34 protein-coding genes are annotated in these 26,856 nt (G+C 44.7%); all 34 read right to left on the reverse strand.

Going from position 1 to position 26,856, the window contains the following annotated elements; translation table 11 throughout:
- Positions 1–324, reverse strand: a 324-nt coding sequence (locus tag KTH90_RS18690; protein WP_238727253.1) for a hypothetical protein, incomplete at its 3' end; no start/stop codon positions are given.
- Positions 325–336: 12 nt separating this feature from the next.
- Entirely contained in the window at positions 337–669 is a 333-nt protein-coding gene (locus tag KTH90_RS18695) for a hypothetical protein (RefSeq protein WP_158353113.1), read from the reverse strand.
- Positions 670–685: 16 nt separating this feature from the next.
- On the reverse strand, positions 686–1,123 hold the full coding sequence (locus KTH90_RS18700) for a hypothetical protein (protein WP_158353115.1): 438 nt from the start codon (positions 1,121–1,123) through the stop codon (positions 686–688).
- 18 nt (positions 1,124–1,141) lie between these two features.
- Positions 1,142–3,046: a phage tail spike protein gene (locus tag KTH90_RS18705; RefSeq protein WP_158353117.1), complete on the reverse strand. Its 1,905-nt coding sequence runs from the start codon at positions 3,044–3,046 to the stop codon at positions 1,142–1,144.
- Positions 3,046–3,741, reverse strand: a complete 696-nt coding sequence (locus tag KTH90_RS18710; protein WP_158353119.1) for a phage tail family protein — start codon at positions 3,739–3,741, stop codon at positions 3,046–3,048. Before KTH90_RS18710 ends, KTH90_RS18705 begins: the two co-directional genes overlap by 1 nt.
- Positions 3,741–6,785, reverse strand: coding sequence for a phage tail tape measure protein (locus KTH90_RS18715; protein WP_158353120.1), 3,045 nt, complete (start codon positions 6,783–6,785; stop codon positions 3,741–3,743). Before KTH90_RS18715 ends, KTH90_RS18710 begins: the two co-directional genes overlap by 1 nt.
- A gap of 1 nt (position 6,786) precedes the next feature.
- Positions 6,787–7,164, reverse strand: a complete 378-nt coding sequence (locus KTH90_RS18720) for a hypothetical protein (RefSeq protein ID WP_238727254.1) — start codon at positions 7,162–7,164, stop codon at positions 6,787–6,789.
- 50 nt (positions 7,165–7,214) lie between these two features.
- Entirely contained in the window at positions 7,215–7,523 is a 309-nt protein-coding gene (locus KTH90_RS18725; protein ID WP_158353122.1) for a hypothetical protein, read from the reverse strand.
- A 13-nt stretch (positions 7,524–7,536) separates the two neighbouring features.
- Positions 7,537–8,316 (reverse strand): phage major tail protein, TP901-1 family, encoded by a 780-nt coding sequence (locus KTH90_RS18730; protein WP_158353124.1) that lies wholly within the window; start codon positions 8,314–8,316, stop codon positions 7,537–7,539.
- A gap of 13 nt (positions 8,317–8,329) precedes the next feature.
- Positions 8,330–8,740 (reverse strand): DUF5072 family protein, encoded by a 411-nt coding sequence (locus KTH90_RS18735; RefSeq protein ID WP_158353126.1) that lies wholly within the window; start codon positions 8,738–8,740, stop codon positions 8,330–8,332.
- Between the two features lie 2 nt (positions 8,741–8,742).
- Positions 8,743–9,117 carry an HK97 gp10 family phage protein gene (locus tag KTH90_RS18740; protein WP_158353128.1) on the reverse strand — a complete coding sequence of 125 codons (375 nt, stop codon included), beginning with the start codon at positions 9,115–9,117 and terminating at the stop codon, positions 8,743–8,745.
- A complete protein-coding gene (locus KTH90_RS18745; protein ID WP_158353130.1) occupies positions 9,114–9,422 on the reverse strand; it encodes a phage head closure protein in 309 nt (102 codons plus the stop codon). The genes KTH90_RS18740 and KTH90_RS18745 overlap by 4 nt, the downstream gene beginning before the upstream one ends.
- Positions 9,419–9,748: a phage head-tail connector protein gene (locus tag KTH90_RS18750; RefSeq protein ID WP_158353132.1), complete on the reverse strand. Its 330-nt coding sequence runs from the start codon at positions 9,746–9,748 to the stop codon at positions 9,419–9,421. The genes KTH90_RS18745 and KTH90_RS18750 overlap by 4 nt, the downstream gene beginning before the upstream one ends.
- Before the next feature lie 9 nt (positions 9,749–9,757).
- Entirely contained in the window at positions 9,758–10,936 is a 1,179-nt protein-coding gene (locus tag KTH90_RS18755; protein ID WP_238727255.1) for a hypothetical protein, read from the reverse strand.
- Between the two features lie 21 nt (positions 10,937–10,957).
- Positions 10,958–11,578 carry a DUF4355 domain-containing protein gene (locus KTH90_RS18760; RefSeq protein ID WP_158353133.1) on the reverse strand — a complete coding sequence of 207 codons (621 nt, stop codon included), beginning with the start codon at positions 11,576–11,578 and terminating at the stop codon, positions 10,958–10,960.
- A 106-nt stretch (positions 11,579–11,684) separates the two neighbouring features.
- On the reverse strand, positions 11,685–11,963 hold the full coding sequence (locus KTH90_RS18765) for a ribosomal-processing cysteine protease Prp (protein WP_238727280.1): 279 nt from the start codon (positions 11,961–11,963) through the stop codon (positions 11,685–11,687).
- Between the two features lie 45 nt (positions 11,964–12,008).
- On the reverse strand, positions 12,009–12,359 hold the full coding sequence (locus KTH90_RS18770) for a hypothetical protein (protein WP_238727256.1): 351 nt from the start codon (positions 12,357–12,359) through the stop codon (positions 12,009–12,011).
- A gap of 67 nt (positions 12,360–12,426) precedes the next feature.
- On the reverse strand, positions 12,427–12,588 hold the full coding sequence (locus KTH90_RS18775) for a DUF1129 domain-containing protein (RefSeq protein WP_238727257.1): 162 nt from the start codon (positions 12,586–12,588) through the stop codon (positions 12,427–12,429).
- Positions 12,567–14,288, reverse strand: coding sequence for a minor capsid protein (locus tag KTH90_RS18780; protein ID WP_158353141.1), 1,722 nt, complete (start codon positions 14,286–14,288; stop codon positions 12,567–12,569). The genes KTH90_RS18775 and KTH90_RS18780 overlap by 22 nt, the downstream gene beginning before the upstream one ends.
- Positions 14,230–15,585, reverse strand: coding sequence for a phage portal protein (locus KTH90_RS18785; protein WP_158353143.1), 1,356 nt, complete (start codon positions 15,583–15,585; stop codon positions 14,230–14,232). The genes KTH90_RS18780 and KTH90_RS18785 overlap by 59 nt, the downstream gene beginning before the upstream one ends.
- Position 15,586: 1 nt before the next feature.
- On the reverse strand, positions 15,587–16,858 hold the full coding sequence (locus KTH90_RS18790; RefSeq protein ID WP_158353146.1) for a terminase large subunit domain-containing protein: 1,272 nt from the start codon (positions 16,856–16,858) through the stop codon (positions 15,587–15,589).
- Positions 16,830–17,348 (reverse strand): terminase small subunit, encoded by a 519-nt coding sequence (locus KTH90_RS18795; RefSeq protein ID WP_158353148.1) that lies wholly within the window; start codon positions 17,346–17,348, stop codon positions 16,830–16,832. The genes KTH90_RS18790 and KTH90_RS18795 overlap by 29 nt, the downstream gene beginning before the upstream one ends.
- A gap of 87 nt (positions 17,349–17,435) precedes the next feature.
- A complete protein-coding gene (locus tag KTH90_RS18800; protein ID WP_158353150.1) occupies positions 17,436–17,984 on the reverse strand; it encodes a hypothetical protein in 549 nt (182 codons plus the stop codon).
- A gap of 1 nt (position 17,985) precedes the next feature.
- Entirely contained in the window at positions 17,986–18,831 is an 846-nt protein-coding gene (locus tag KTH90_RS18805; RefSeq protein ID WP_158353151.1) for an endonuclease/exonuclease/phosphatase family protein, read from the reverse strand.
- A 218-nt stretch (positions 18,832–19,049) separates the two neighbouring features.
- On the reverse strand, positions 19,050–19,475 hold the full coding sequence (locus KTH90_RS18810) for a sigma factor-like helix-turn-helix DNA-binding protein (RefSeq protein WP_158353153.1): 426 nt from the start codon (positions 19,473–19,475) through the stop codon (positions 19,050–19,052).
- A 159-nt stretch (positions 19,476–19,634) separates the two neighbouring features.
- Positions 19,635–20,672 (reverse strand): tyrosine-type recombinase/integrase, encoded by a 1,038-nt coding sequence (locus tag KTH90_RS18815; protein ID WP_158353155.1) that lies wholly within the window; start codon positions 20,670–20,672, stop codon positions 19,635–19,637.
- 199 nt (positions 20,673–20,871) lie between these two features.
- Positions 20,872–21,123 carry a LexA family protein gene (locus KTH90_RS18820; RefSeq protein WP_238727258.1) on the reverse strand — a complete coding sequence of 84 codons (252 nt, stop codon included), beginning with the start codon at positions 21,121–21,123 and terminating at the stop codon, positions 20,872–20,874.
- A complete protein-coding gene (locus tag KTH90_RS18825; protein ID WP_238727281.1) occupies positions 21,116–21,280 on the reverse strand; it encodes a hypothetical protein in 165 nt (54 codons plus the stop codon). Before KTH90_RS18825 ends, KTH90_RS18820 begins: the two co-directional genes overlap by 8 nt.
- A 466-nt stretch (positions 21,281–21,746) precedes the next feature.
- A complete protein-coding gene (locus KTH90_RS18835; RefSeq protein WP_158353157.1) occupies positions 21,747–22,106 on the reverse strand; it encodes a hypothetical protein in 360 nt (119 codons plus the stop codon).
- Between the two features lie 229 nt (positions 22,107–22,335).
- Entirely contained in the window at positions 22,336–22,503 is a 168-nt protein-coding gene (locus KTH90_RS18840; RefSeq protein WP_238727259.1) for a hypothetical protein, read from the reverse strand.
- 36 nt (positions 22,504–22,539) lie between these two features.
- Complete coding sequence (locus KTH90_RS18845; RefSeq protein ID WP_158353159.1) at positions 22,540–23,673, reverse strand: hypothetical protein; 1,134 nt, start codon at positions 23,671–23,673, stop codon at positions 22,540–22,542.
- A 76-nt stretch (positions 23,674–23,749) separates the two neighbouring features.
- Positions 23,750–24,493, reverse strand: coding sequence for a hypothetical protein (locus KTH90_RS18850; RefSeq protein WP_158353161.1), 744 nt, complete (start codon positions 24,491–24,493; stop codon positions 23,750–23,752).
- Positions 24,494–24,516: 23 nt separating this feature from the next.
- Positions 24,517–24,747 (reverse strand): hypothetical protein, encoded by a 231-nt coding sequence (locus tag KTH90_RS18855; RefSeq protein WP_158353163.1) that lies wholly within the window; start codon positions 24,745–24,747, stop codon positions 24,517–24,519.
- Positions 24,748–24,978: 231 nt separating this feature from the next.
- The gene (locus KTH90_RS18860; RefSeq protein WP_158353165.1) at positions 24,979–26,856 is read right to left on the reverse strand and encodes a DUF927 domain-containing protein; all 1,878 of its coding nucleotides are present in this window, start codon (positions 26,854–26,856) and stop codon (positions 24,979–24,981) included.

The following is a 26,856-nucleotide window of genomic DNA, read 5'->3' on the forward strand; positions in this document are numbered from 1 at the left end:
ATAGTCCCTGTTAACAGGATTGCTACTGCCAACAACACCTGATTCGGAGAGTTTTTGCCAGCTTAAATTATTATTTAACTCGTTAATTGCAGCGACGGTATTGCTTTTTGCGGTGGTTGTCAACGTGGTGAGATCTCCGATTTTGTCCAGGATCACAGCAAGCCGCTTTTTGATCTTGCCAAACAGGGTGTTGATCGGATCGCCGCTGACCATGTCTGCGTCAGTGCTCGGCGTTGTAAATGGTATCAATGTTGTCGGATCGACCGCGCCAGCCGGTCCCTGTGGCCCAATCACAGGGCCTAAATCGACGGTTGTTGTTGCCATAACTCATACCTCCTATTCGTATGTTGCAATCAGATGGCCGGATGCATTGATCGAAAAGGCAGGAACAGGACCGGCGGATCCCGTGTCTCCTTTATCGCCCTTATCTCCCTTTGCACCTTGTAATCCAGTATCGCCTTTAATTCCTTGCGCGCCTGTCACGCCTTTGATATTACCTTTTTTCACCCAGGAACCGCTTTCTTTTGCGTACATATCCCAGTTTGATGTGTTTAAATATAGATCTCCATTGACTCCTTGCGCTGTTGGTGCTACAGTTCCGTACAATATACTTTTCCCGTCTGACCCAGCCGGTCCTACTACTGATCCTAAATCTAATACTTGTGCCATAATTACACTTCCTTTCCTATTCGTTGACCGTATAAACCAGGCGCCCGCTTTGGATTTCTAATGGGGGCGCGGGTTCATTGTCGTTGTGAGTAAGTATCAAATGTCCGTTACTGTTAACGGCCATTGCAAAGAGTCCCGGATCTAATTGTGTCACAACCGCCGCTCCGTCTTGTCCTGGTGGCCCCTGCGGCCCCGTAAACTCTCCTGCCTCCCGGCGGGCTATCAAGTCATCCGCAACGCTATTTGCATTGCTCGCAGCTGTATCGCAGCGCTGTATCGCGGCCGTGGTATCTGTTTGCCGTTTCTGTTCCGCTGATTCCCGGCCAGCTTCCGCCGCTGCATAGCTTTCAATCTCATCATTTCCGGCTTTGATCGCATCGTGGATGGATCCGCGGACTTCCCGACCATAAACAGCAGACAATATTTTTTCAAGATATACCGATATATTCGCCATTCGGTTTTTGCCTCCTTTCTAATCTATTCCCGTCATGATCCCTCCGCTAAACCGGATCGTTGTATAGGACGATTCGCCTGTCATCACACGGATGCTATCCGTTGATCCAACACCGCCACCCGTTGCGAATCCATCCCTGGCCGTGATTTGTCCGTCTGCATCTATTGCACCGGTTCCGCCGCCCGCTTGAACGGACAGAGATCCAATCAGATTCGCAGCGGCGTAATCGCCCAATATATCATTGAGTAGAAACACATATGTCCCATTTTTAAGCATACCTATTCGGGACCCAAGGATTTCCACACTGGATTCCGTTGGCGAAGTCACACTGAATTTCCCGGATCTACCGTCGTCCTGCAGGCGGATTTCCACTCCACTAAGTATACCTTTTTTGAGCGTCAACCCATTGATATCCAATGTAGCGATCACCGCTCCTGTGGCATCCTGTACTTCCAGGACACCGTTCCCGTTGTCCTGGCCACCCAGGCGAAGGGTTCCACCAAAAATTCGGTCTGCCAGCATAGTTCCGGTGGTGATGAAATCGGCAACAAAATGCCCGTCTATGGTCCATGCGCTGCGGTAAGGTCCAGCGATCCCTGCGGTAGAAAATCCTATCCCGTTTTTATTGATCTGAATAATGTTCATGGCCTGATTTTTATCCGGCGCATCCATGATCAGGATAGCCTGTGGGTGTCCATCGTCCGCCAAATCCAATACAATATACCCTCCCAGTCCGCCGGTAATTAACTGCGTAGCATGTTCGACCGCCTGGTTGATCCGAGTGTTTGTAGACCTTGCGATCTGCTCGATCCGGGCTGATATATCGTTCTTGCTCTTATTGTTTGACTCTGTAAGCGTCTGGAAGGTGCTCCCGAGGGTGATCTTGTTATTCCCCGGATTCGCAAGATCAATATCCATCTTAGACACCAGGAAGAGCCGGTCAAGACCGTGTGGTGCGCTGACCACTCTGATCCAATCGCCCAGCTTGATCTTTTCAGCATCAACATCCATCATGGACATATCCACCGCAGAAAGTTCAATCGTATTCACGAGATTGATGCAATCCTGCAGGTAGGCTTCACCTTTTTTCTTGAGATTTTCTGGAAGCGTCACGTCGTCAAATTCGACGGTGTTCCAGATCCACCCCCAGGTATTCACGGCTGTCTGATCAAAGATATAGTCCTTCCCGCCATTAACTGACGTGATATTAACCCGCAGCTTTGTGCCGTTGATTCCTTCTTCTTCCGTTTCTGCCCCAAGTGGGATTATTGCTGTCCGGATACTTTCTGCCTTTGCATACCGTTTCAGATCGATCAGGTTTTCGCCGAATCGGATCACCTGCGTGTTTGTGTTCCCGTAATCGGACAGGTAATCAAGATATCGATTCCCGCCGTCATGACGGATCCGGATATAGCCGCCATGGGTTTTGACTAGCTTTTCGTTGATCGTGGTCAGTGTGTCCGTATAATTGCTGTCTGATCGGTTGATATACCCATTCGGATCCACTACCGTTACGTCTCCAAGCTGGATCTGCTTCCCGGATTCAACCTGGGCGTTATGGTTGGTGATAAGTTGCTGCAGGAACGGACGGATATCACCGGTGTACTCATAAGGACGCTGTTTACTATCAAGCAGATAGGACAGATCGCCCTCACAGGGGATGGTCCCTGTGTTGTAAAAATCCACCTCATCGGACAACGGTCGGCCAGCAAAGATCAGGTCATCACCCTGATATACTTCGATCACCGAAGTCAACTTATTTATTTTGTCATAATTTTCATGCCCGGCGGGAAGCGCAAATGAGAGGCTCCCGGTCTTATTTAGCTGTAAAGATAGCTTCGGGTTTAGGGCGATCGTCTTATCGTCTCTGGTATCGTGCAGTACATAATCCTTACTGCCGTTCTTACATATAATTCTATACATTATAGGCTGCCTCCCCTATACTCAATGCTCACAGTACCGCTACCTGTAAAGGTTAGGGTGTTTTCTTCCTCTCCTAGCACCAGGTCGTATATTTTGTTTACTCCGGCCACCAGATCGTAGTACTTTGACTGATACGATACCGCCATCGCAGCACTCGCCGTAATAATTGGGATAACATGCTTGCGCAGTCCCGGAATTATCACGGTCAGCTCTCCTTCAACCTGCAGATCATTGTATTCCCTTACAATACCAGTCTCGAAATTAAAATCATCCCACATCCAGTCACCCAGGCTATCTGAGACCTCGTATTTATAAGGATCTACACTCCCAACGATGGCAATAATGCTATGTACCGCGTCTGACTTTTGTGAATCCACCAAGAAACGACCTTCGTAATAAAATTCTGGCTCGGTATCTAGTATGATTTGTAGTCGCTTACCGTGAATATAGTTCATTATCTCGTTTGTAATTTTGTGCCAGGTTTCTATATTTCTATCCTGCAATAGAAAATCAAATTCGATTTGGCGTTCGTGGAATTTAACGCCACCCAACGCCTCCGTCAGATCTATCGTCCCGTCGGCGCCGGGGATCTCAACTTTTACAGTTTTTGCTTCCGGCGCCGAAAGAATTAAATCGGTCCAAATTAATCCCCAGTTATCTTCCGTATGCTTTTCACCTATACGTATTCCAGACATTAATATGCCATCCTCCCTACCATTCTTTCGCGCTGACCCATACCGGTGTCCATCAGCGGAGTTATTTCATCTGCCAGGGTTTTTCCGTTCAAACTGGTTACATGCCTGACGCTTACATTCCTCATTGATTCAGCAATACCTGTTATCAACCGGGCATAATCTATTTCAACTACATTTCCCTGGTTCGCCCTTGCTGCCTCTTTCGCATACTGTACTGATATATCGTGTGGTATCACCTGGGTCCCGTCTGGCAGATATGTAAGTTCACCCCGGCCGCCTTCATTCATCCGAGCGAATCCACCCGCCCAGTCATCGGTACCATGCAACAGGTATGGAATCATTCCAATATTTACCCCAGGTATCTTGTTTATAATGCCTATGGCTGCATTGACTCCACCTATCACACCGTTCACAAATCCCTTAACCTTACTGACCAGTTTTTCAACTGCTCCTGCAATCCCCGAAAAGATCCCGGATACAAACGATGTCAAACCGTTCCACGCGCTTTTTATTCCGTTAAAAACTCCTGATATAAAATTTCTGACATTCGTCATGATCTTTGATACAACATTATATATGCCGTTGAACACTTTGCTCACGGTACCTGATATCGAAGCAATAACAGAAGATACTGCGTTTATTACTGCCGAAATGTAATTGGATATACTGGTCCAGACATTTGAAATCACGCTGAACACAGTAGAAAATATACCGGTTACTACTCCTATAATTGTCCCGATTACCTCAATAATTACAGCTATAATATCTGCTATAAATGTAACAATGGGGGCGATCACGGAAACAATCGCAGTAATTACTCCGCCAATAAACGATACGATCGGGCTTATGGCCGAAAGTATACCGCTTACAACACTTATGACCACACTTAAAATATCAGAGATGATCGGCACTACCGTTTTTATTATGGACATGATCACATTCATGATCGATATAACGGCCGGCATAACTGCCGTCACGACATTCATAATTACGGTAACAATGTTTGTGATCACCGGTAACAGTGAATTGATCAGCTGGGCAATAACCGGAGCCAGTGAAGCCATTAACTGACTTATGACATCGACGATCTGCGCGATAAATGGGGCAAGTTGCTGAATCAAGCTTATTACCACCGGTAACACCGCGTTAATGATCTGCATGGCAGTTGAGAATATATTCATTAGCACGGGGACTAAATTTGAAATAATGGACATTAAAGCCGGCAAAACAGACGCCGCTATCGATCCGATTGTCTGACCCAGCGTAGTAAATACTGGTACAAGGGCAGATCCTATCGTGGACGCCAATGTTTGAATCTGCGGTAAAAACTGCTGGAATAATCCAACGATCATTTCTATTACCGGTCCGATTCCTCCGAAAGCTCCCGATATACCGGTTGCGAAACCTGCAGCACCACCTAAATTACTGGAAAATCCATTTTGTAGGCCTGAAAAAAATCCATTAAATGCCTCTGCAATAGCCCCTACAACATCACCGATGACCCCAAAAACGGATGTTAAGGCGGGAGCTATATTGCTTATTACATCGGTTATTATGGGGGCTAATTGTGTAAATACGTTTCCTACCGTTTCAGTTATCGATGCAAATAGAGGTCCTATCTGGCTGACCAAATTTTGTATCACAGGTAGGATCGCATTGATCACACCGGAAATTGTCTCTTTTACCCCTCCCCATGCTGACATAACGCTATCCTTGAATTCAGAATTCGTGCTCATCAGATAGGCGAAGCCAGCGGCCAGCGCCGCAACAGCCGCAACGATTAGACCGATTGGACTACATAGCCCTGACAGCTTCCCGGCCAATCCCATAATGCTGCTTATTCCAGATGAAATTTTCCCGCCAATTATTAATAGTGGCCCGATGGCAGCTACTAAACCCGCAACGGTAATGATGGTTTTTTTCGTGTTATCATCAAGACCGGTAAACCACTTTGCAAATTCGCTGATCTTATCACTGGCGGATTCTATCGACGGTGCCAACATATCGATCATCGACGACCCCAAATCAATTGCTGTATTCTTGATTTTATTCAGCGAATTTCTTATCTTATCCCCACTAGTATCCAGTTTTGCGTAGGCGGCCTCTGTAGCTCCGGTGGCGGTTCCCATTGCTTCTAATTTTTCGTTAAAAGTATCGAACTGAGAACCGGTTAAGGCGGTCATGGCTACTATTGCTTCCTGGCTTCCAAATAACTCAGCCAGTTTATCAGACTGTCCACCCGTTTCATCCTGTAAAATTTTCAGTGTGCCCGCCAGTCCCTCTGATTTAATCATCGCTGCGCCATTGGCATACCCATATTTATCAAGTAATTTTTCCATAGAGGATGTAGGCGTCATTAAACCTCCTAAGACTGCCTTTAATTGCGTGGATACTTCTGCGGTATTCCCGGTTACGCCGGTAAGGGTCGCCATGGATCCAAATAATTCTTCGTATGATAAATTCAGGGAGTTGGACAGCGGGAATAACGGCTGCATACTTTTCGCCATTTCCGGAAATGTTGTTACACCAAGTTTTGCAGTCTGAAAAGCAAGGTCAGAAATTCTCTGGGCAGTTTCATCGTTTATGCTGTCATATCCCTTCATTCCGGCACTGATCAAGGCGACGGAGTCGGCAACTTCTGCACCACCCGCCTTTGCACTTTTTGCCATTGTTCCAAAGATTTTTTCTGTTTCTTTTCCGCCGTCACCCAGAGACGATATAGCTTGATACATACCGCTTGACATGATTCCCGCTGATATGCCTGTTTGATCGCTTAAATCCATGATGGAACTTTTATAGCTCTCTAAATTTGTCGTGTCGTCCAGCAGAGTATTGATGTTTGCTATGCTGTCCTCAAAATCAAGTGCCATCTTACCGCTTGCGACACCAACGCCGGTGATCGCTCCGGTGATTGGCATCCACTTTTTCCCGGCGCTTTCCATCTTTTTTCCAAATTCATCAAGGTTCTTTTGGGCGGTTGAAAAGGCTTGCTGCAATCCTGATGCATCACCGGTTATTTTCGCGCTTAGTGTATAGTCCGCCATTTCATTTCCTCCCTCGTTTCATAACTTTATTTCTATCAATACCGTTGGCCTGATAAATCAGGTCTACCCACGTCTTTCCTTCTTTGTTTTCAAGCTCTGTGACAAGATTCAGGTTTTCTTTTGCCGTATCTTTATCCAGGCGTTTTGGCTGTTTCTTCCATAGGGGTACTGCCTTTTTCCCCTTCTTTCTTAGGGAATTGCCGATCGCATTGCTTACCGCATTCGAGAGCATCTGGGAGTCTGATACCACTTTGTTTTCCCATGCTTTATAAATAAAGACTTTCTCGCGCGGGGTAAGAGTTTCGTAATCAGATTTGGAATATCCAAAATTTACAGCAAAAAAGGCAAAGTCTATCTCTTTTTGATAGTCCTTTGCCACTTTGCTATATTCCGGATCCGGTGTGGGATCTGTCAGGTATTCAAAATCGATTAGACGGCTGGGAAGAAAAAAGGGCAGTCCCTCTGCAACGCTTCCACAACCAGCATATCGACATTGTCATATCCTTCGTCCTCTATCAACTTTTCTGCAAACTCCTGGCCTTTTTTAACAGGCACGAAAACGTCGGAGCCGGCTTCCTTTAGTCCGAATGAAAAGCAAACTTTGAGATTCTGCAGGGATAAATACCCTTTGTTTTTTCTCAGAAGAGCCATTAAAGGCTCTTCTGTAGTGTTTTCGATCAACTCAACCCGCCTAAGGTTGTATTTCAACTCGTACTCTTTTCCATCAATTTCAATCATCCGTTTTCCCTCCCTATGCCTTTGCTGTTACAGTTGCCATTCCGGCCTTTTTCGCTCTGTTTGACGCATCCACCTCAACCACGGCAATCTCATGTCCGGTTGCTGCAGCTATATCAGCACTACCATCCCACGCTGTATAACCAGTGGAACACACCTGATTATAAATGGGCATTGTTGGATTCGCTGCCACCTTATATTTGTAGCTATTGCCACTTGTCAACCCAGGCGTTACCGTTATCGCCGTCTCTCCGGTATTTGTGCCGGCCACAGACGAAACTGCCAGAGTCCCAAGCGTTGCCAGGCTATCCGGCATCTGGTCCACACCTTCCAATTCCGACAAGTCAACCAGCGGGCCGTTGCCTTCCAAGGAAATGCTGTATGTCATAGCGTCATCATACGGCGCCTCAAGGGAATAGTCAGTAATTACCGCCAAGCCACCAAACATGGGCTTTTTTGTTTTCCCGTTGATAATCTTCGTGCAAACGGGATTCCCGTACTCAAAATATTTTCCCAACTCTTTGTGCGTTTCGTCGCTGGGTACATACAAACCGTCATTATCCACGGACCATTCCTTCATGCCGGCAATTTTAGCTTTCCAGCCCCCCGTGGTATCCTTGCTGGTAACCTCTATGCTGTCTGCACTCCTGTTGATCGTAAGCCCTTGCTGGCCTGACACTGCAAGCAGCCGACCCCCATCGCTACTAAAAATCGCCAGAAGCACATCTTTTCCTGCAATCGCCTTCGCGGAGCTTGCTTCAAAATTACAATAAGTATTGTTCTCGAATCCTGCCATATAAATCATCCTTTCATATCTTTGTTTTAAATCCATAGCTTACTTTGAAGTCATAAGCCAATACTGCATGTTTCTCTTTCGTTTCATCGGTTTGGATCGTCTGTATTCCCTGCTCTGCCTGTCGAATCAGTTCCACGCCCGCCGGCAGGGTTATATCTTCGGTCATGCTTTCCTCGGCCAGCTGGATCAGCTCATATATGCGCGTGCTTTCTCTCCCGGGTTCTGCGATTGCATGAATCCATACGGTAAATACTTCACAAAACATTGTCTTTGTATCTTCGGGCCGCTTATTCACTATCTGGACAAAATAAAAAGGAGCCTTTGTATTTTTGGGCACCTTATCATAGCACGAAAGTCCAGTACCGGCCTCGATCCGTTCTTTTATTGCAGCGTGGAGATCAACCAATCCTAATTTTTTTAACATAGTTACGCCTTTCTTATGTTCTCAATCAGATCCTGCCGGAAGATCGGACTCTGTATATCAACATTATTTTCCAAAAAATGCTGGCCTTGTATAAATCCTCCGTCAAGTGTTCGGCGGCCATATTCGACATGTGGAGCATATTCTTTCAAATACCCGATCTCACCGCTCAGACCGTCTCCGTTTGGCGGTACTACGTCTACAGATTGTCGAAGTTCTCCGCTATCGACTGGTGTCCCGCCCGTGCCAGGGTCTTGACTGCTTACCGCTCGATTCCGCATTTCGGTAAGGTTCTTTTTACAGACTGCATCCCAGCGTATTGAGGATTTCCTTCGCAACGCTGCGGAGAGTTGTTCTGCGCCTTTAAGTTCCATTTTCATAAGCGGTACCCTTTTACGTACAGTAACCGCCATCGGATCCCCAGATCCAGGATCTGCTCAATGGTATAGCAGGAACCATCGTCTTGAATCCTATCCGCTTTTTCCAGTAGATTTCGCGTTGCTCTCGTCAATACTTTGCGGTTTGCTGTTGTCATCTCTCGTCCAAGGAGTTTGATTTCATTTGCTGTCCATGGTGTAAAGCGTCCTAAAATCGTATCCAGAACTTTTCCCTCCGTGATCGGATTTCCAAGTATGTCCTGATCTAATTCTTCATCGTACAATAGATCAAACGACTGATATTTCATAGAAATCTCACCACCCGCCCCGTTCCTTCGGTATTTGTTTTGCGATCCTTCCACGCCTGTATTTCCTGTTCGTATTCAGCCAGCACATTATCTACAAAAGACGTAGTAATACCATCCATGCCCTCTGACTGTATCCCTTCGTAATAAATACGACGGTACATTTTGACAGACGCATCGACAGCAATGGATTGAAAAACATCCGGCAGGACACTTTCCCCAAGCCGGATGTTTAACCTATCTGAAATAGTCGTAACATACTCATTTATGTCTTCAACGGAAATATTGTCATCTTTAAGACGCTTCTGGACCCGTTCAAGTATAGTCATAGATCTCACCTACGCTTTTGCTGTGACGGTTGTCATTCCTGCTTTCTTCGCTTTGTTTGCCACGTCTACCTCGACGATTACGATTTTTTGTCCGGTCGCCGCGGTAATATCAGCGGTTCCGTCCCAAGCTGAATATCCAGTTGTACAGGTCGCATTATATGCGGGCAATGTCGGATTTGCGGCCACCTTGTACTTATAGCTGTTTCCGGACGTAAGCGCCGGCACCACCGTAATCTTTGTGTCACCGGACGCGGTACCCGCTGCAGAAGTAACCGTTAACTCATCTAATACCTCAGCATCTTTTATCGTGCTGACAATTACACCGTCCATGAATTCCGGGTAGAAGATAACTCCGCTGAACATCAATGTTTCGATAGAGGCATTTCCGGTTGTTGTGGCGTGAGTCATGCCGATTAATCCAGTTGCATCTGCGGTCAATCCGAAGGATGTCGCAAGATCACCGGATCCCGCCGGAACATAAGCCCCTCGAAGATTCTCTTTTGCAGTCGCGATCAGCTTTCCAGCCGGAAGAGAAGGCGCTACCACCAGTGTTCCAAGGCCGAGGAAGTCCTGAATGTAGGACATGCCGAATGCGGTCTGCATGGTAACCTGCGCATTACCCAGATAGGCCGCCACGTCATCAGAAGAAACAAAAAAGATCGGCGTTGCGTCTTCGTCTTCGTAAAATTTCTTGACCGCTCCCCAAGCGGAAGAAAGCGCCGCCTGCAGGCCGACGCCAGAAGCCGCCCCGGTCCCGGTTCCAAGCAGATCATAAAAGGTTTTCTTGATTTCTTTCTGAATCCCGGAAAGCAGCTTCTCATCTGTTTTGTTGATTGCCAGTTCGCGGCCACTCCGCTGGATGGCCTCCGCGGTTGTCTGCTTCCGGAACTTCTTGAGGGTTAATTCTACCTGTCGGGCCAGTTCTTGTTTGATCTTAGTGAGACTGATCTCTTCGCCTTCTCCCACCTGGGCCGGCGTGTTCACCTGAGTCATTTTGTAGATTTTAATAATCGTTCCGGCACTCATTGGATCCAGATCCACAATACCAAGCAAGTTCTGCAGCTCAGTAATATTTGTGCTCAGACGTGTCGTAAAATCAACAGATATAGCCGGCTCCAAATCAGTAGTGGTTGTAATATTTTCTGGTACTGCAAAAAGCTGTAAATTCATGATTTCTTTCTTTTTCATTCTCATAGTCTCCTTTTTTGGTTATTTGAATAAGTTCATATTTTCTCGGATAAGCTTCTGGCGTTCTACTCTGTCTTTTATCGCCAGTATTTGTTCTTTGGTATATCCGGAGTTTGTTCCTGCTTTTGGAACATTGCCTTTCAACTCTTCTGCTACGGCCTTTTTGACCGCATCCTGGAAAAGAGTTACGAATGAATCAATCGTACCCTTTGTTTTTTCCGCATCTTCGGAAACCAGCATGGACAGTAAGTCATCATTGATGTTGATGCTTTTCTCCGCCAAGATTGATCGGGCTGTCTTAGACATTTCGGAGAGGCTTTGCTGTTTCATCAGTTTCTCTAACTGCTGTTTCATCAGGTCGCGTTCGCGCTCTGCTTTCTCCTGTGCGCCCATACCTGCCAGGAGTTTGGCTTCATCCAGTTCTTTTTGTTTCTTTTCCTGCCATTCTGCAAACTTCTTATTTAGGATCTTGTCTACATCGTCGTCTGTGTACTTCGGATCAGGCTGTTTCGGATCTGTTTTTTGCGGATCGGCCGGGCTGGGATCTGCCTTCGCCGGTTCTTGTTTGGCGCCTGGTTCTGGACCCGCTGGGCTTGCTGGCTCCGCGAATAACTGTAATGCTAAATAGGTTTTGTTTTTCATACTTTTTTCCCTCCATAGTTTTAAGTGTCAATGCTTCACTTTTTCCGTAGCTTATAGCTTCCACGCCTGGCTATTTAACCGTAAAGTTTTAGACATTCACGCCTGGTCATATAATCCGAACATAGTCCGGATATTCATTGGCGATCAAACAGATGCCAATAAAAAAAGAATCTATCAACAGCGCGGCTGCCTCTGATAAATTCTCTGTTTCGATTATAAATGCTCCGGTATTAAGTGCATAAACCGGAATGCTGCCGATCAAGCTCTGGATGGATTTAACCAGAGTTTGTATGAGCACCGAAACGGCAGAACACACAATATCCTTTCCAGGCTCTGCATAGCCGGCGTGGCCGCCCACTATAATATGGCCGTCCCTGGCCTTCACTTCAATCAAGTCACATCGCCCCTTTCAATAAGGTCTATAAGTTCTTCACAAGCATCTCACCTCCTGAAATGCTTTTAAAATTTTAGTAAACTGAATCGCAATCCAATCAACCATCTCTTCGTTCGTTGCCCACGCAGTAACATCAGCGGAATTTTGACACAATCCTGATTCGTATAGAAATGCGTGAATGATTTCATGTCTAAGGATAGTATTTTTACGATTTTTCTTTGCTGTGTCGCTTTCATCTTTCCAGTCGTCATCAGTGTTAAAATCCTCAATGTGTATCTCTCGCTCATCGAAAAAGCAATATCCCATTCTATTCTTTCCCTTTAACTCAGGGTCATCATAGCTGTCTACTATTATTTTATATTCCGTTCCAAGTATATCTACGCGCATACGTCCTCCTGAAAGTTTTCATAGAAAAAGAGCGCTTATAAAGGCGCTCTAAAATAATAAGTAAAGTTTAATTGTTTATGGCTACGGGCCTCTCTATTAATTCATCCGCATAATCCGGTGGGGTAATCCCTGCCTTTTCAGCAGAATCATGGAGATCCAATATTTCAGTTATTTCCTCTTCCGTATATCCCATTTGATGTGCTCTTTCTATAAATTCTTTTCTTTCCATTCCTTATACTTCCTTTCAATTATTTCTCCGACTTTTTGAGCCGTTGGCCGCGGTGAATCACTATTACAATATTCCGCCCACGCTTCTGCTATAAACTCCCCCGTACTTTCCCCTGCATATCCGGACAGTTCCCGGTTAACATCTTCTTTACTCAATGATAAATATAATTCATTGAATTCAGAATCATTTCGGATATCAAGCATTGTATCAATCTGGTGTCCGATCTCGTGATCCAAAACAGACCTTATCGTATCGCAATCTTGTGGGTGAAACCCGGACTTGACATCTCTCGCCAAAACTTCTTTGAATCTTGCGCTGTCCTTACCCCAGTCTCGATTCACTGTAACACCTGCGTATTTCTTGAATACCGCATGTGTCGGTGACCAGCTCTGCGCAAGCGCGTTTCTGCCTACTGATAGCCCTCTCATTCCATTATTGACAGCCTTGTCTATAAACGGTTTCAAAGCACTTTCTGGGACATTCGGGTTCTGCCTTCTGTATGCATCCAGGTAATACTGATACATAGCCGATTTTACAGCTTTATTTCTTTCGTGTGCCTCACCGGCAAATCCGAAGTTACTTTTCAATTCAGGGAAACGTTCGAAACTTTCCATAAGCCCCCGGTTCCATTCGTTTGCCGTTTCCAGGTCAACGCCTTTATAGCTTACATTTTCGATTCCTAACTCATTTATAACAAATCTTTCGGCATCCGCGATAGATCCCGCAGGGGTAAACTCCTTTTTCTTTATTATATCATTTATTCGATGAGGATCACCATTTTTCTTTACATATTGATTAACAAAATTTCTCCCAACAATTATTGTGAATGTACAACGGCATCTGGTATGAAGTGGAGGAAAATTTATTCCAGGCGCCCTTTCCTTAATCTTAAATTTTTTGTTTATCAATGCCTTGCAAATATCACAAGCATTATTATCGGCAATCGATATTTTGTACTCCTCAAAATCATTTTCAAATGGCGTCATGATAGCTTCATTCATAATATAAGTTCCTTCGGTATAAATCAGGCCGAACATATCTTTCCGCGATACCTTTCCAAATCGTCCCTTAAGCTGCCTCATACACCTTTCATAGCTGTCACCGCGGGCCATTGCTGCGCTGAAATCATTGTTCAGATAATCTGCCAGTTTTTTTCGGTTATCCCAGATCCTGCTTGAGAAGTTCTTTCCGTTGCACCATGCGGCCCCCACCGTTTTTTTCAGAACATCCGGGCTGATTTTATTAAACTGGGTCCCATACCCCAATTCTTTCGCCATGGTTCCGTATCCGCGTTCGTATTGCTTTTCCAGGTGCTTCTCCAATTCTTTTTGCTCTATTGCCCCGATCTGCACTTGTTGTATGTATATGGATTCGCGCATTCCCTCCAACCGGTTCAGCTTATATATGGTTTCCCTCACTGGCATTACATTGACATATTCAGGATATTTGATCATAAAATCATCCATTTGTTCTATCAACAAGCGTTTATCATCTGCCGGAAGATCTTCCATCAATCTGCGGTACTGAATGATATTATCCTCCCCAAAAGATTTATAATAATAAGCAATCTGCTTTTCCAATTGTATCGCTTCACTGTCATATTTTTTTGATAACTTTTGAGTTAGCTTCTTTTCATCAGTTTCAAGCTGGCTCCATAGTTGCTGCTGTCTCTTTTTCCAATACTCCTGGTTGGTTGCCAATTATATCCCCTCCCTGCCCTCTGGAAAAATCGTCGGTATCGCCTTCCATTTCCATGCGCTTTCTCTCAATTTCTTTTTGCACGTTATCAACAATGGACAGAACCATTAACTGTGTTTCCTCAGAAGTGATTCCAGCAAGGTTTCCGGCAATCTGGCTTTCCTCTAAAAGATTGGCAGGAATGTTAGGAGTGAATTTATAGTGAATCCCAACCCACGCGTCTTTCGGCGCATCCGATAATGGATTGCTGAATATAAGCCGATACCTCTGGTTCATTCCGGAAATGAATTTTCGTTCTTTCGTCTTCGAAAGATTGCTCATGCTCTGCAGCTTGTATTTCAACGCGATCCCGGAGCTGTTCCCGAAATTTTCATCCGATATATTCGCCACCATGCTAATTTGGAAAATCAGTCTCTCTAATCGATCGATCAGATGCTCCTGCGTCTCATCACCGTTCGGCTTCGCCAGAAACTCTATTATTACATCCCCCACATCTCCCTCAAGATTTATAACCCTGCTGGCCCTAAGATCTTTTAGTGCCTGCTCATCTAGTTCTGCGCCTAAAACTTTTAAGTATGCATCTGCAAAGTAGTCAACATCATTGGCCTTTTCCGAAATTGCTTTATTGTATGCGTCTATAATGGGCAATACACTTTCAAAAATCCCTAATCTCTCCGCATTTTCCATGTATTCGACTGCCGGGACCCCGTCAAATCCGTGTCTTTTTGGTTCGTCCTCCCATTTATAACTTCCTCGATTTACAAAATGCTGCACTATTATCGAATCGGACCAGCTTCCGTGTTCGATATTGTCGGCATCTTTGTAATACCGTATGAAAAAAAGAGGACGTTCCAGAATGGAGTCATCGTATACAATGAAAGATTCCATCGGGCTAACATACGTGATCCCTATCTGCCCTGTGTCGTCTACAAAGTACATTTCATATCCGCAGCCATAAATACTGCAGATTTTGGACAGCTCCGCGTTATTATCATCCTGGTCGTTATATTGGTCCAAATATTCCAAATACTCTCCCACAGTAGCATCCTCGTGGGTTTCTTTAATCGGATTCCCGATAAAGTATCCATTCATGGTATCCACAATGTATTTTGCAAAGTTAACCGCGATTCGATTATCCGGTTTATATGCTGGTTTATCAGGTTGATCCATGATCTTGTATTTATTCTCGTAAGCATTTTTAAGAATGGAATACCTTTCAGTAACTATCCTTTTATGCTTTGTTATCAGTTCTCCCAGTAACTGCGCTGTCATTTCTGTTCCTGATGCTACACGTATCATGTTATATGCCTCCTGTCACATTCCTGTATGTTGCTTTCGTATCTATCTTCCGTAGTAAGCTTGCGGCACTGTCTGGGCTGTCATCGTGTTCAGCAAATTCTGAATAGTCCAAAATTTCATTGATGTATTCCGGATCCGTATCTTCCAGCCATATAATGTTTTTCCAGTTCTTCCGCAGATATGTGGATATCTTGAGAAACTTGTTCATGCTCTCGTGATACCCATGGACCGGAAGGCCGTTATTGCGCAGCTCCTTCCGCAAATAACCCTTATCCGCGTTATCTTCGCACTCAATAGTTCCTGCTCTAAGTCGCTTATGATGAAGCGCAATTTCATTTATGCAATCATCCACATGCCTATCCCAGCGCTTACCAAAGCCCACTATTGTTCCGTCTAATTGCTTCTTAAAAATTGTGAATGCTGTTCCGTCCTCGCCATCATATGCAGCATCAATATGTGCCAGGCCGTCATAGATTAGTCTTTCATCGTCTGTGAATTTAGGCTCTTTAAACATGGCCTCTTTATCCGCAATATGTTTCAGTTCGTAATTGGCTGCAAATAGGCTATCGCTCATTGACTGCCGGAGCTTTTCTAACTTCGCGCGTGAGATCAGCCCCGTAGAATAACAGTCGTATCGCCTTACATTCGGCATAGTGGATATAGCGTCTTCTTTGTGCCATGGCGTTCCGGTGTTGATAAATCGGCCGCCGCGGTTGCATATGTTCTGCAGCTCCATATACTGTATCTTTGTTCTTTCCCGTTCCGCCCGGCTGGTCCGGTCTTTCAGGTTGACAATATCATCTGTCACAACAATGTCGGCGTGCTTGCCGGTGATGGATGTTCCAATACCCAATCCCACAATCTGAGATACCCCGCGGGAAGATGTGCAGAGGTTGGTGCTGATCTCCGTGGTATTGGACCTGACCAACTGCAGATCAGTATCATATAAGTCGCGAACCAGTCTTTGCATGACGGGCGAACCCATAATCTTCTGGACCTGTGTCATGACTTCTTCTACATCCGGATCCGTTTTCCGGAAGAAAAGAACATTTTCGTTTGGCTGGATGACCGTGTGGATCGCAAGGAATAAGGAAAGATCCGTAGTCTTATAGGATCCACGGTGTGCCAGGAGCGTCTGATCGTCGTCCGCATACAAAAAAGACCGCAGCCACTCGTTATGCAGAATAGTCAGATCTTTGAACCCTACCCAATGACCGATTTTATACGGTTCGTTCCACAGGAGATCAAGGGCCTGCTTTTTTCTGCTGTTCAAAGTATGCCTCCATCTCCCTAATGGAATCATCTATGGCTGGAACATTCAGATTCAGTTTGTCGTTCCACATTCCCAAATGTCTTCCGAGAAGTTCCAGCGCCTTTTCCTTGTCATTGAGTTTTATTTCGATTCCGTTGGTTCCCTCCTTGATTCCGGCAATGGCGCGGATCTGGTCATCGGATAAACGATCTGTATTTTTTATTGTCACGGATCCATCGCACACCGAAGCGTAATCGGTTGCCCTGGCAAATGCAATAGCAGCTAGCTCCTGTATCACTCGATCCTGGGTAACCTCTGTTCTTTCCCGCCGCTCTTCCATACGCTTTTGTATGTATTTCGCGACATTAACATTTCTTAACATCCTTGCGCCGGCTGCCGCCGCTGTTTCATCTTTTTTAACCTTCGGATAAGCGACCTTGTAAGCCCTCGTGGCATTTAGATCGATCAGGTATTCATCTGCAAATATTTTCTGTTTTTCTGTAAGTGCCATCCGGCTCACCTCGCTTTATTTTGGAATAAAAAATGAGATGGCAAACTGCCATCTCTTATCCGCGTTACTTACCAACAAATAATGCTGTTATTCTCTCCTCTCAATAACTCTTGGATATTTCGTTTCACCTCTACCTATTCTGTATAAATTTTGTATTAGTAGAGTTACCTTCTTACTTCCAAGTATTCTTCTTAAATATTCTTCGAAATCATCCTGGGTATCCACTGTAAATTCAGCATTAGGTACCCCCAACTCATTCGCAATTTCTTTTTCTAAAGATATTCCAACTGGATATAAAAGAACCCCATAATAAATGAAGCAAATTCTGTATTTATATTTTGGCATAGATTGCGATGTTAAATACAATTCATATACAAATTTGCTTTCTGCTGTTTCTTCTCCTAATTTGCTTTGGACATCAAACTTATTTATACTCATATTTGCAATGTTCTCAGTCACAGCCATAAATCCTCCAGCTGTAGTATAACTTCTATAATCACCATCATATTCTGCCATTCTAGCAATAACTAAATCTCTGGTTGCTTTAGACAACAAACTACATTGTTCTTGAACTATATCTCTGGGTATCCTGTTCGTCTCGTTGTCCAACTCTAATTTCCACATTCCTTCTGACATTTCATTTCTCCTTTAATTTAAAATAAATTGGAAAATGGTCACTGTAATTTTCTTTATCTGGTATTCCTTTAATAGTCGAAAGCGACCTATCACAAATTTTAGTGATAATCCTTAACGAAGTTTGCTCGAAATATGATATAATATCAGCGCTAATAATAATCTGATCATACATATTCCAGTACATGTTTATTGCACCACTGCTGTCATAATAATATGTGCCGAACGAATTGTTTTCTCTTCCCCACAAACTCCACATTGGATTATAATACATCATTTTATCTCGACCGTATATTTTGCGTTTTTTCCTTTGTTGAACAATATCTTGCCAAGGTAAGGCATGTAACAGATTTCCTTCCATCATAAAATCTTCGTACGGATTAGCATTAAAATCACCCACTATAATTGCGTTGTTATGCCCAACCTCTTTTTGTGCGTCATTCATATCCCCTATCAAATATCCAGCAACAACACCCTGGTCATTTGGCGCTGAGTGTAATTTGCTCGGGAAATGCGTTCCGGCAATCAATAAGTCGAATAACGGTGTTCTGAGATTATATATAGCATAATATCTATTATCTCTTATTAATTCTATACAGTAATTAGAATTACACAAAAATTTCACTCTTGACGGTTGTATTGTTTTATGTTCCCTGAAATCAGTGCCTATTAAGGATATTTTATTGCACAAACCGATGGTTTCAAAACCGTATTCAGCCAACACCAGTATATCACATTTTGTCTGCTCAATTAAACCGACTATACATTGGTCAACTATTTCCTTTTTAGCAAGGTTATCTTTGTCTTTACTATAATATCCTACTCCTGTGTTCCAAAACAAAACATTCATTTTTGTTTTGCCTCTCATTAGTGATTTTATATATTATACCATAGTAATATTCAAAAGAAAATATGAATCATTCTATATATCTTTCTTACTTAGGAGGTCCCCAGCGCCCTTAGTTTCAGACGCCAGGGTGAGGGTACAAAAAGAGGCCGCCCTACCATGGGTGACCTCTTTACATAATTCCATGGTACCATAATATCACCCACATTACTCTCATTCCATCACATCTTTAAATTTCTCAAGGCGCTGGCGTGTATTCGGTGCACATGCTGCCAGCTATATTTCATTTTGACACTGATTTCCTCCCAGCCCATATCCAGGATATATCTATACGTCAGCACATCCTTTTCGCGCTGCTCTGTCAGGGCCTCTATGCGGTCAGTAACCGCTTTAAGCTGCCGGATCCTCCTATACCTCGCTTTGAGGTAGCGCCGTTCCAGGCTGTCCAGCTGCGCAGCGTATCCAGACAGATCCCCTGTCCCGCCGGACCCATGCGGCATCCCGTCTGCCACAAATGCTGGTATGATTCGCATTTGCTTTACCTCGCGCAGCCTGATCTCAAGCCGCGACACATCCCGGATCGCATCCTGGTAGGACCATAAAAATAGCTTCTTACGATCGTTCTCTTTCCTGATTTCATCATTCATTGGCTTCTTCCCCCTTTCCATTCCCGGAGTGCTGGCACCGGACACAACTCCGTGTATATGTACGCCGGCCGGAAGAACGCCTCCCATGCTGCCGCCGGAATCATTTTGCTGTCAAATTCGTATAAGCCTTCTTTGTTCTCTTGCAAGCTAATCTCCTTTCTATGCGCACCTCTTTCGTACGCTCCGCAGTGTCTCTGCGGTGCTTTCGGCGTAGTATTGCGCTGTGGTGGCGGGGTCCTTGTGCCGCAGTACTTCCTGGATCACTCCGATGTCCGCGCCTTTGTTCTTCATGTCCATTCCCAGCGTCTTCCGGAGCTTATGCGGATACACTCTGCACAGCATCCCCATCCGCTCCCGGACATCATGCATCATCCCTCTAATCCCGGCCGCAGATAATCTGCCATATGGCTTCCGGCTACTGACGAATAGCGCGGGATTATCATCCGACCTGGTTTCCAGGTATTTCTGCAGGTGGTAACGTGCCTGTTCATCCAGGTATACTACGCCATAACCGCTCCCCTTCTCTCCGTCAATATCCATGTCCCCCGTACGCCAGTCTATATCGCTGATATTTGCCGGCACCAACTCCCCGATCCGCGCACCGGTGCTTCGCAGCACCTCTATAATTGCTCTGTCCCGCAGGGTCTTGCATCCCTCACGCAGTTGCTCGAGCTCATTGGCCTTAAAGTAATCAATCGGTTTCCGCATAACTTTTTTGGGCATAGTGCTGTCAACCGGATTGTCCGCGATTAATTTTTCGCGGCGCATCCATCCGAAAAAGGCTGAAAGAAACCGCCGCTCATTATTGCATGTAACAGGATTGTTCCGCTTCCCCCCGTCTTTTTCATTATGCGTTTCATACCAGCGGAGATAATATGATATATCAATGTCCTCCATATCGGTAAGGGGCTTATCAATCAGAGTCAGCAGACGCTTGATGGCGCCCAGGTACATCTCTTTTGTGCCTTCGGCCAGCTCTTTCTTTTTGAACAAAAACAGATTGATAATATACTTGTTTTGCTCATCGGTGCTCCTGTGCACTTCCGCCGGCAGCGTTGTTATTTCTTCCATATTCACTTTCACAAATTGGTCCTCTATCACAGTCTGCAACATTTCCAGGGCTTCTCGGCCAATATGCAATGACATTGTCATCAAGATCTGCTGTTCCATACTTGTCTTAAGTGCTTGATTATACATAGATTTTTCCTCCTTAGTAGTTGCTTAAGGAGTACCGATCTGGTATAATATCCTTAAGCAGTTAGATGCGGTGAATATACACTTTGGCCGGTGGTTCACCGCTATTTTTTTGTTTTAGTGACCGAACGTATTTTCGCAACATATGTTCGATCTATGAATCTTTTTTTGGGTCCCGGTACATAGGCCGGAACCCTTAGTCTCAATCAGTTTTTGTGTATTTGTATCCCGGCACCGTGATCGTCCGGGGCTGTCCGTCAAGGTAGTCAATCATGCCATCGTCTCTCATCCGCTGCAGGTGATTATAGACGGATGATGTGGAGTCCAGGCATACCATATCCCCGATCTCGCGGGTGGTCGGCGGGTAACCATGCTCCTGTATGTAATTCACAATGCGATCTAATATCTGTCGTCGCATCTCCTTACCGCGCACCGTCATAGTCTCATTACTCATCTTGCCCTCTCCCCTTCAGGCAGCTATATGCCTGTGCCAAATTACACACGACACAGCTCACCTGCTCGTTGTATTCGGCGCTCTGGCGCTGATCTATCGCCGCCAGGGCAATATTGAGTTTGCTTAAGATCTCCTCCTTGATCACATATGCATCCATCTCGGTCAACCTCCTTTAAATCCCCGTTTACTACTTCGTACGTTTTTTCAAATATATCAGGCTTGCAAGGATAGAATTCTCCGTTCACGCCCTTTATGATAAAATCTCCTTTTGTACATTCATGGTCACCCTCAAGTGTATGGATTTTCATGTTAATGTGAGGAGTTCCCCTTCCAACTTCCCATGCAGCATCCATTATGTCATACCGTAAATCTCTTCCAACAAATGCTTTGATTTCTTCCAAATTTAATCCGGTCCATCGGATTGCTTCGATTATGACTGGTTTCTTTCTATATTTCATCTTTTCTAATCCTCCATAAGTTAATTTGCAATAATCACCCACCACATAGGGATCAATAAGACTAAATAGCTATCCTGTTTCATGCAATAGCAAAATATAAAATCAGCAACCGTAATTATAGCTAAAGCAATATATTTCATTAGTTTTTACCTCCAAAATTTCAGTTTAGTTACTGTAAAGCTCCTCGATACCATATTCATCAATGGCTATTTTAACAAGGTGTTCTAAGCTTATTTTTCCGTCTTTTCCAACACAGTCGAGCCTTACCTCGTCATGTTCTCTCCACAAATGGAACTGATATATCCCTCTTGATTCGGAGTATGAGAACGAAAAATTAGAATCTTTATGCCCTTTAAAATGATGATTGTGGAATACACCGCCGCTGTATCCTACATCGCCATCATTTGTTTTAGGGTGTATTACACTTAGCGACCAACACAAGTTATGTTTCTGGTTATCGGAATACGCTATGTTCCTGAGTGTTTCAGCAAGTTCTTGCACTGTCACCCTTTTATTCACGTTCATTGAATCCCCTTTCTGTGTTAAATTTTAATTTTTTCCGAATCGTTTTTTCTACAATCATTCACCATGCAATGCCATACAGTATCTGTTTCATTCAGATACTCAATGTATCCGTATTCACAGGCAGGACAATATGGCATTTCAGGCATTATGCATCTATCTTCCATTAGTTCAAACTCCTCTAAAGTCTTAATTTCTTTGCGTCCATTGTTTTCTCTCCTCCAGATTTCTCTTAAATCTTAAATTCTTTGCGTGCTGCGTCTGCTATAACTCGCTGCAGCCAGTCACGGGCGTCGCGCTTTCGGATCGGATCGCAAAATTCCAGTGATACAGAAAAGTTATGTTCGTTTTCTTCTCGATTTTCATCCTCCACACTAATGCTAAACAGTTTGTTTTTCATAGCACATCTACCTTCCTTAAATTCCGATTTAGTTAATTAACTTCCTGGGACTATTTCCGGAAAATCCTTCTCGATTTCCATCTGTCCCGGAATATCTATGACGTTCGGAATATCCTCCCATCCTACGCCGATATAGTCCAGTACGCGTCCCCATCCAAACTTTTCGCCGGTTTCCGGGTCCATGCAGCATCGGTACATCCAAAACTCCCATTCCTTCGGGTTCCGTTGCCGAAGCTGATCAAACCGGTGCGGCCGTTTTTCCATATGAATTCCGAATCCACACATGCTGCATCCCGTCCGCTGTGCTCCGGTGGTGTACAGCGTTCCATCAGGTTTCCGTTCGATTGTTCCATATATTTCCGGTATTGGGGCTTTTAAGTCAAGCGCAAGCTGCAAAACATCCTGCCGGAGAAAAGGGGCAAATGGGGCGCTGCGGATCACGGTCTTTCCGAAATAGTTGCACCCGTGATCTGTCAATGCTTCTTCCCTCTGTCCTCCTTCGCTGGCCATGAGGCCCAGAAATGGCCTACTTTTATTTTCCCTTGCCCATTTATCGCATGGATCTTCTTTCATATACTTGCAGCATTTATTCGATACGAGGAAATCGGGTATCTGGTAATCAACGCCTTCATTCTCATTCTCGTATCCACCGAACAGCTTTAACCATTTCTGCGGCATCTTCATGCGACTATTCTTTGCAAAATGACCTTGCGCTCCGCATTCGCCAGTTATGATAGCGTGTCGGACAGTTTTGTTCTTTTCGGTTGGATGTTGCAGTGTATCTATTCGTCCAGCAATCTTTTTGGATATGACAGGAAAACCGAACTCATTTAAAATTTCCACCTTAGGTCTTCCTGGTTTAATAGTTTCAACTCCCAGGGCCTTGTGTACTCTCTGAATGCTTTTATCTTCTAACGATGATACCGATATGGCAGGAACATCTATCCCTATTTTCCGCAGGAAAAGCAGTAGTACAATGCTATCCAGCCCGCCAACGCTCACATGGGCATTTAACCTCCTGGCGTCCAGTTCCCGGATAAACTCATGCGCCCTTAGCTCCGCCCGTTTTAATTTGACTTCATATGGTAGCGCTTGCATGGCCGCCATCTGGGCTTTTTTCTTTTTCTTTTCTGCTCTCCACTCTTCTGTGTTCAGTTCTTTTTTCTCCATTTTTGAAAGGAAGCCGATGCATCTCACCCGGCCGGGGCTTCCGCCTCCTTTCTTCGTTAAATATTGGTTTTATTCATTAACTGAAACTTGCTTCCGGTTCTGCCTCCGGCTGAATATAGGAATCATCATACTCCTTATCAATAATGATTTTTGTACCAGCTCTTTCCAACCTCAAAAGCAATACTTGGAAATCATTTAACCTACGAAGAGAAGAGATCACAATATCTTTTGTAAAATCTAGTTTGTATTCTCCGTCATTGATTGTGCTATTAAGCCATTTCGATATAGGAATTTCCACATTCAGTTCTTCATCATGTTCATTTTCAAATACAATTACTGCTCTCTGAAAATCGCTCCATGACGGCTTATCCTGCTCTTCTACACGCATTTCACAACTTACACTCTGATAACTCACGCCATCGTCATAGTTGATTTCCAAATCGCTCGTTTCAATGTCATTTTCGCACCACTTAATCCACTGCTCGAACAAATTTGTGACTTTAATTTCTTTCTGCTCCGGCTCAATCATAAGTGCTTTGAAGTTCTCTAAAATCTTCTTATCTGCCATACAGTTATCAGAATTTACAATCTCTGTCAGCACGGTATCCATCTTTGGTAGGAATTCTGAAAAATCCCTTGATTCTATGTATGGAACCATTACTTCTTTGATCTTCTTCTCAATGGCATTCTTAGCATCTCCCCATCGGAAAGCACTCTCGCAAGCATCAGAAATTGCCTTCTTGAATTTATCCTTGATAATTTCATCAACTTCATCTTCTGACAGTACCTCCTGGGCTATTCTTAATAATTCATCTTTCATTTTTTTCCTCCTTAAATTATTGTTTAATGCTGTGAACGTTGATTCCTCATCGCTTGGCGGATTTCCTCATGTTCCACATTGATCACCGACGCTAGCGCGATCAACAAACTTTCGCAGACCGGCCTGTTTTCTGGATCTGAATATATGTCCCAGATCCTGCCAGCCTCCTGCGTAAACAACTTCGTGTCCTTATGCTGCTGGTAGAATATATATAGTTTATATGTATCTGACCAGATGCCTTTTACGTTAACCATTTTTTCTGATTCCTCCTTTTACGGTTACCAAAGTTACGATTTAAAAAATAAGTGGTAACCGTTTTGGTAACCTAAAAATCAAGTAATAATGCGGGTTTAAGCAATTAGTTACAAAGTTACAACATTTTTTGTACTCCCTATACGGAGAAAAATATACCTCAAACATTCACACTTTTTATTTCTTATATAGGGCGAAAAAATCACTGTAACCCGTGTAACTTGTAACCTTAATCAAAAGGGTAACTTCTCCTGCCTGTTTTCGATGAGAACAAAACCGTAACTGTCCTCATCTGGTTGATCGCTGGTCCCAGCGAAATCCTCTAATTTCAGCCATACACAGCGTTGTGGACTCCCATCTATCTTTTTTACCTTTGTAGGCTGCCCGCCCTGCATTACAATGAGATCGTTTCTTCCTGCCCAGGACAGGAAAGATTTCTTTGAAAACCCTCCACTTTTGCAAAGTTCGTCAAATGCCTGATTATAGAATATCGCATATCCTTTTTCCTTAACTCCCCACTTCTCGCAACTGGTAATGGTATCAAACCTGGTGCTATTCATCGATATTTTGTCCAATATGTACCGGTAGCACCGCTCATTGTCAGACAGCTCATTCCGGTCAATCAGCACCTTTTTGGCCTCATCCAGAGGAATATACTCCCCATCCTTAAATAAGTGCTCTGTGGCGATTTTATCGGCTGCCAGGATGATCGAAAGGGATATGCTTTGCTTCTGCATTTTCTCATCGTCCATGATCTGTGCCTGAAAATCCTGCTGTATCTTTCGGATCTCCTCTGTTCCCATATCCTTTAAAACCTGAATGAATTCTTTCCCGGCAAATCCGTAATTGTTTTTCAGTATATCGGCGGTGGCCTGTGGATCTGGATAGACCCTCTCCCCACACTCCACTTCAAGAATTCTGTTGATTGCCCCGCCCTGGGAAACATACGAGGCCAGGGGCCGTTCACCGTTCGTTAGGATAGCATTTCTCCAACGGTTTTCCCGGTTGATTCCCAGTTCTTTGTTTGACCGGCTCTTTCCTTTGCCGGAACACAGATCGTATACGACACCCTCGAAGTTTTCCCGGATTCTGGATGATGTTTTGCTGGTATCGTCCAGCATCATGGGCAGATGGTTTAACATATCTGCCTTCGCTTCCAGGGCCACATCCGTTGTCTTAAAATCACCAATATATGCGCTCTCGTCCGGGTTTGCCCAGACTGATGCGCCCAACATCAGAGTGACTGTTTTCCCGCCTTCTGTTTCTCCCCACAAATCTACAAAAAACGGAAGGCCCCCGACGAGATGTATCAGTACGCTGGCAAACGAGGCCGCCAGCATCATTTTAATTTCGATTCGACCGGTCCGCCGGAGCTGTAGAACATGATCAAACCACTTCTCCCGGTTGCCATGCTCTCCAATGCTATCAAACGCTTGCCGAAACCGGCTGTCCCCATCAAAAATGATCTCTGTGTCATAAGGGAGAAAATCGCCCTTGACCCATCCCAGTTTTGAGCTGGAATACTGCACCGCTATGTCATTGCTGTTCAGGTTTTCCACATCTGACAGAAACCGAACCAGCAAGCGGGCATTCTCGCTCGTGACAGCTACGCCCCGGCCTGACAGGGCTACAATCTTGTTGGCGGAAGTGATCAGCGTCTTTGGGACTACGATTTCCTCCCAGCGGCCGTTACGTTTATACACCAGTTTGATCTGTTCCTCGCCGGTTTCCAAATTCTTTAGGCGCTCTACTGGTAGAATAGGATGGTAACAGGCGATCTGCTCCACGGTGCCCATGTTCTGGGCGAATATACCGTCTTCCCGGGCGATCCAGGACCCGCAGAACATATTGTCGTATGGTCCGATAAAATTCGTCCAGTTTTCCAGTGATGCCACGGACCGGTCGCGGTCCCTTTTCCGCATTTCTCGTTCTGCCCGCTTGTATGCTCGCACCATGGAGTCAAATTTAGCTTTTACTCCCAATTCGGCCGCCCGGTCTTGGAGGGACAGCAAAAGCCGCGCTTTATATATCTCGTCTTCCTGCTCAAATACTTCCGTCAATACCTCATCAGACAATATTGTCTTCGCTGTCAGTTCGTTCATCGGCTTCAT

Origin of the sequence: Diplocloster modestus, assembly GCF_019042245.1 — a bacterium.
Classification (GTDB): domain Bacteria; phylum Bacillota; class Clostridia; order Lachnospirales; family Lachnospiraceae; genus Diplocloster; species Diplocloster modestus.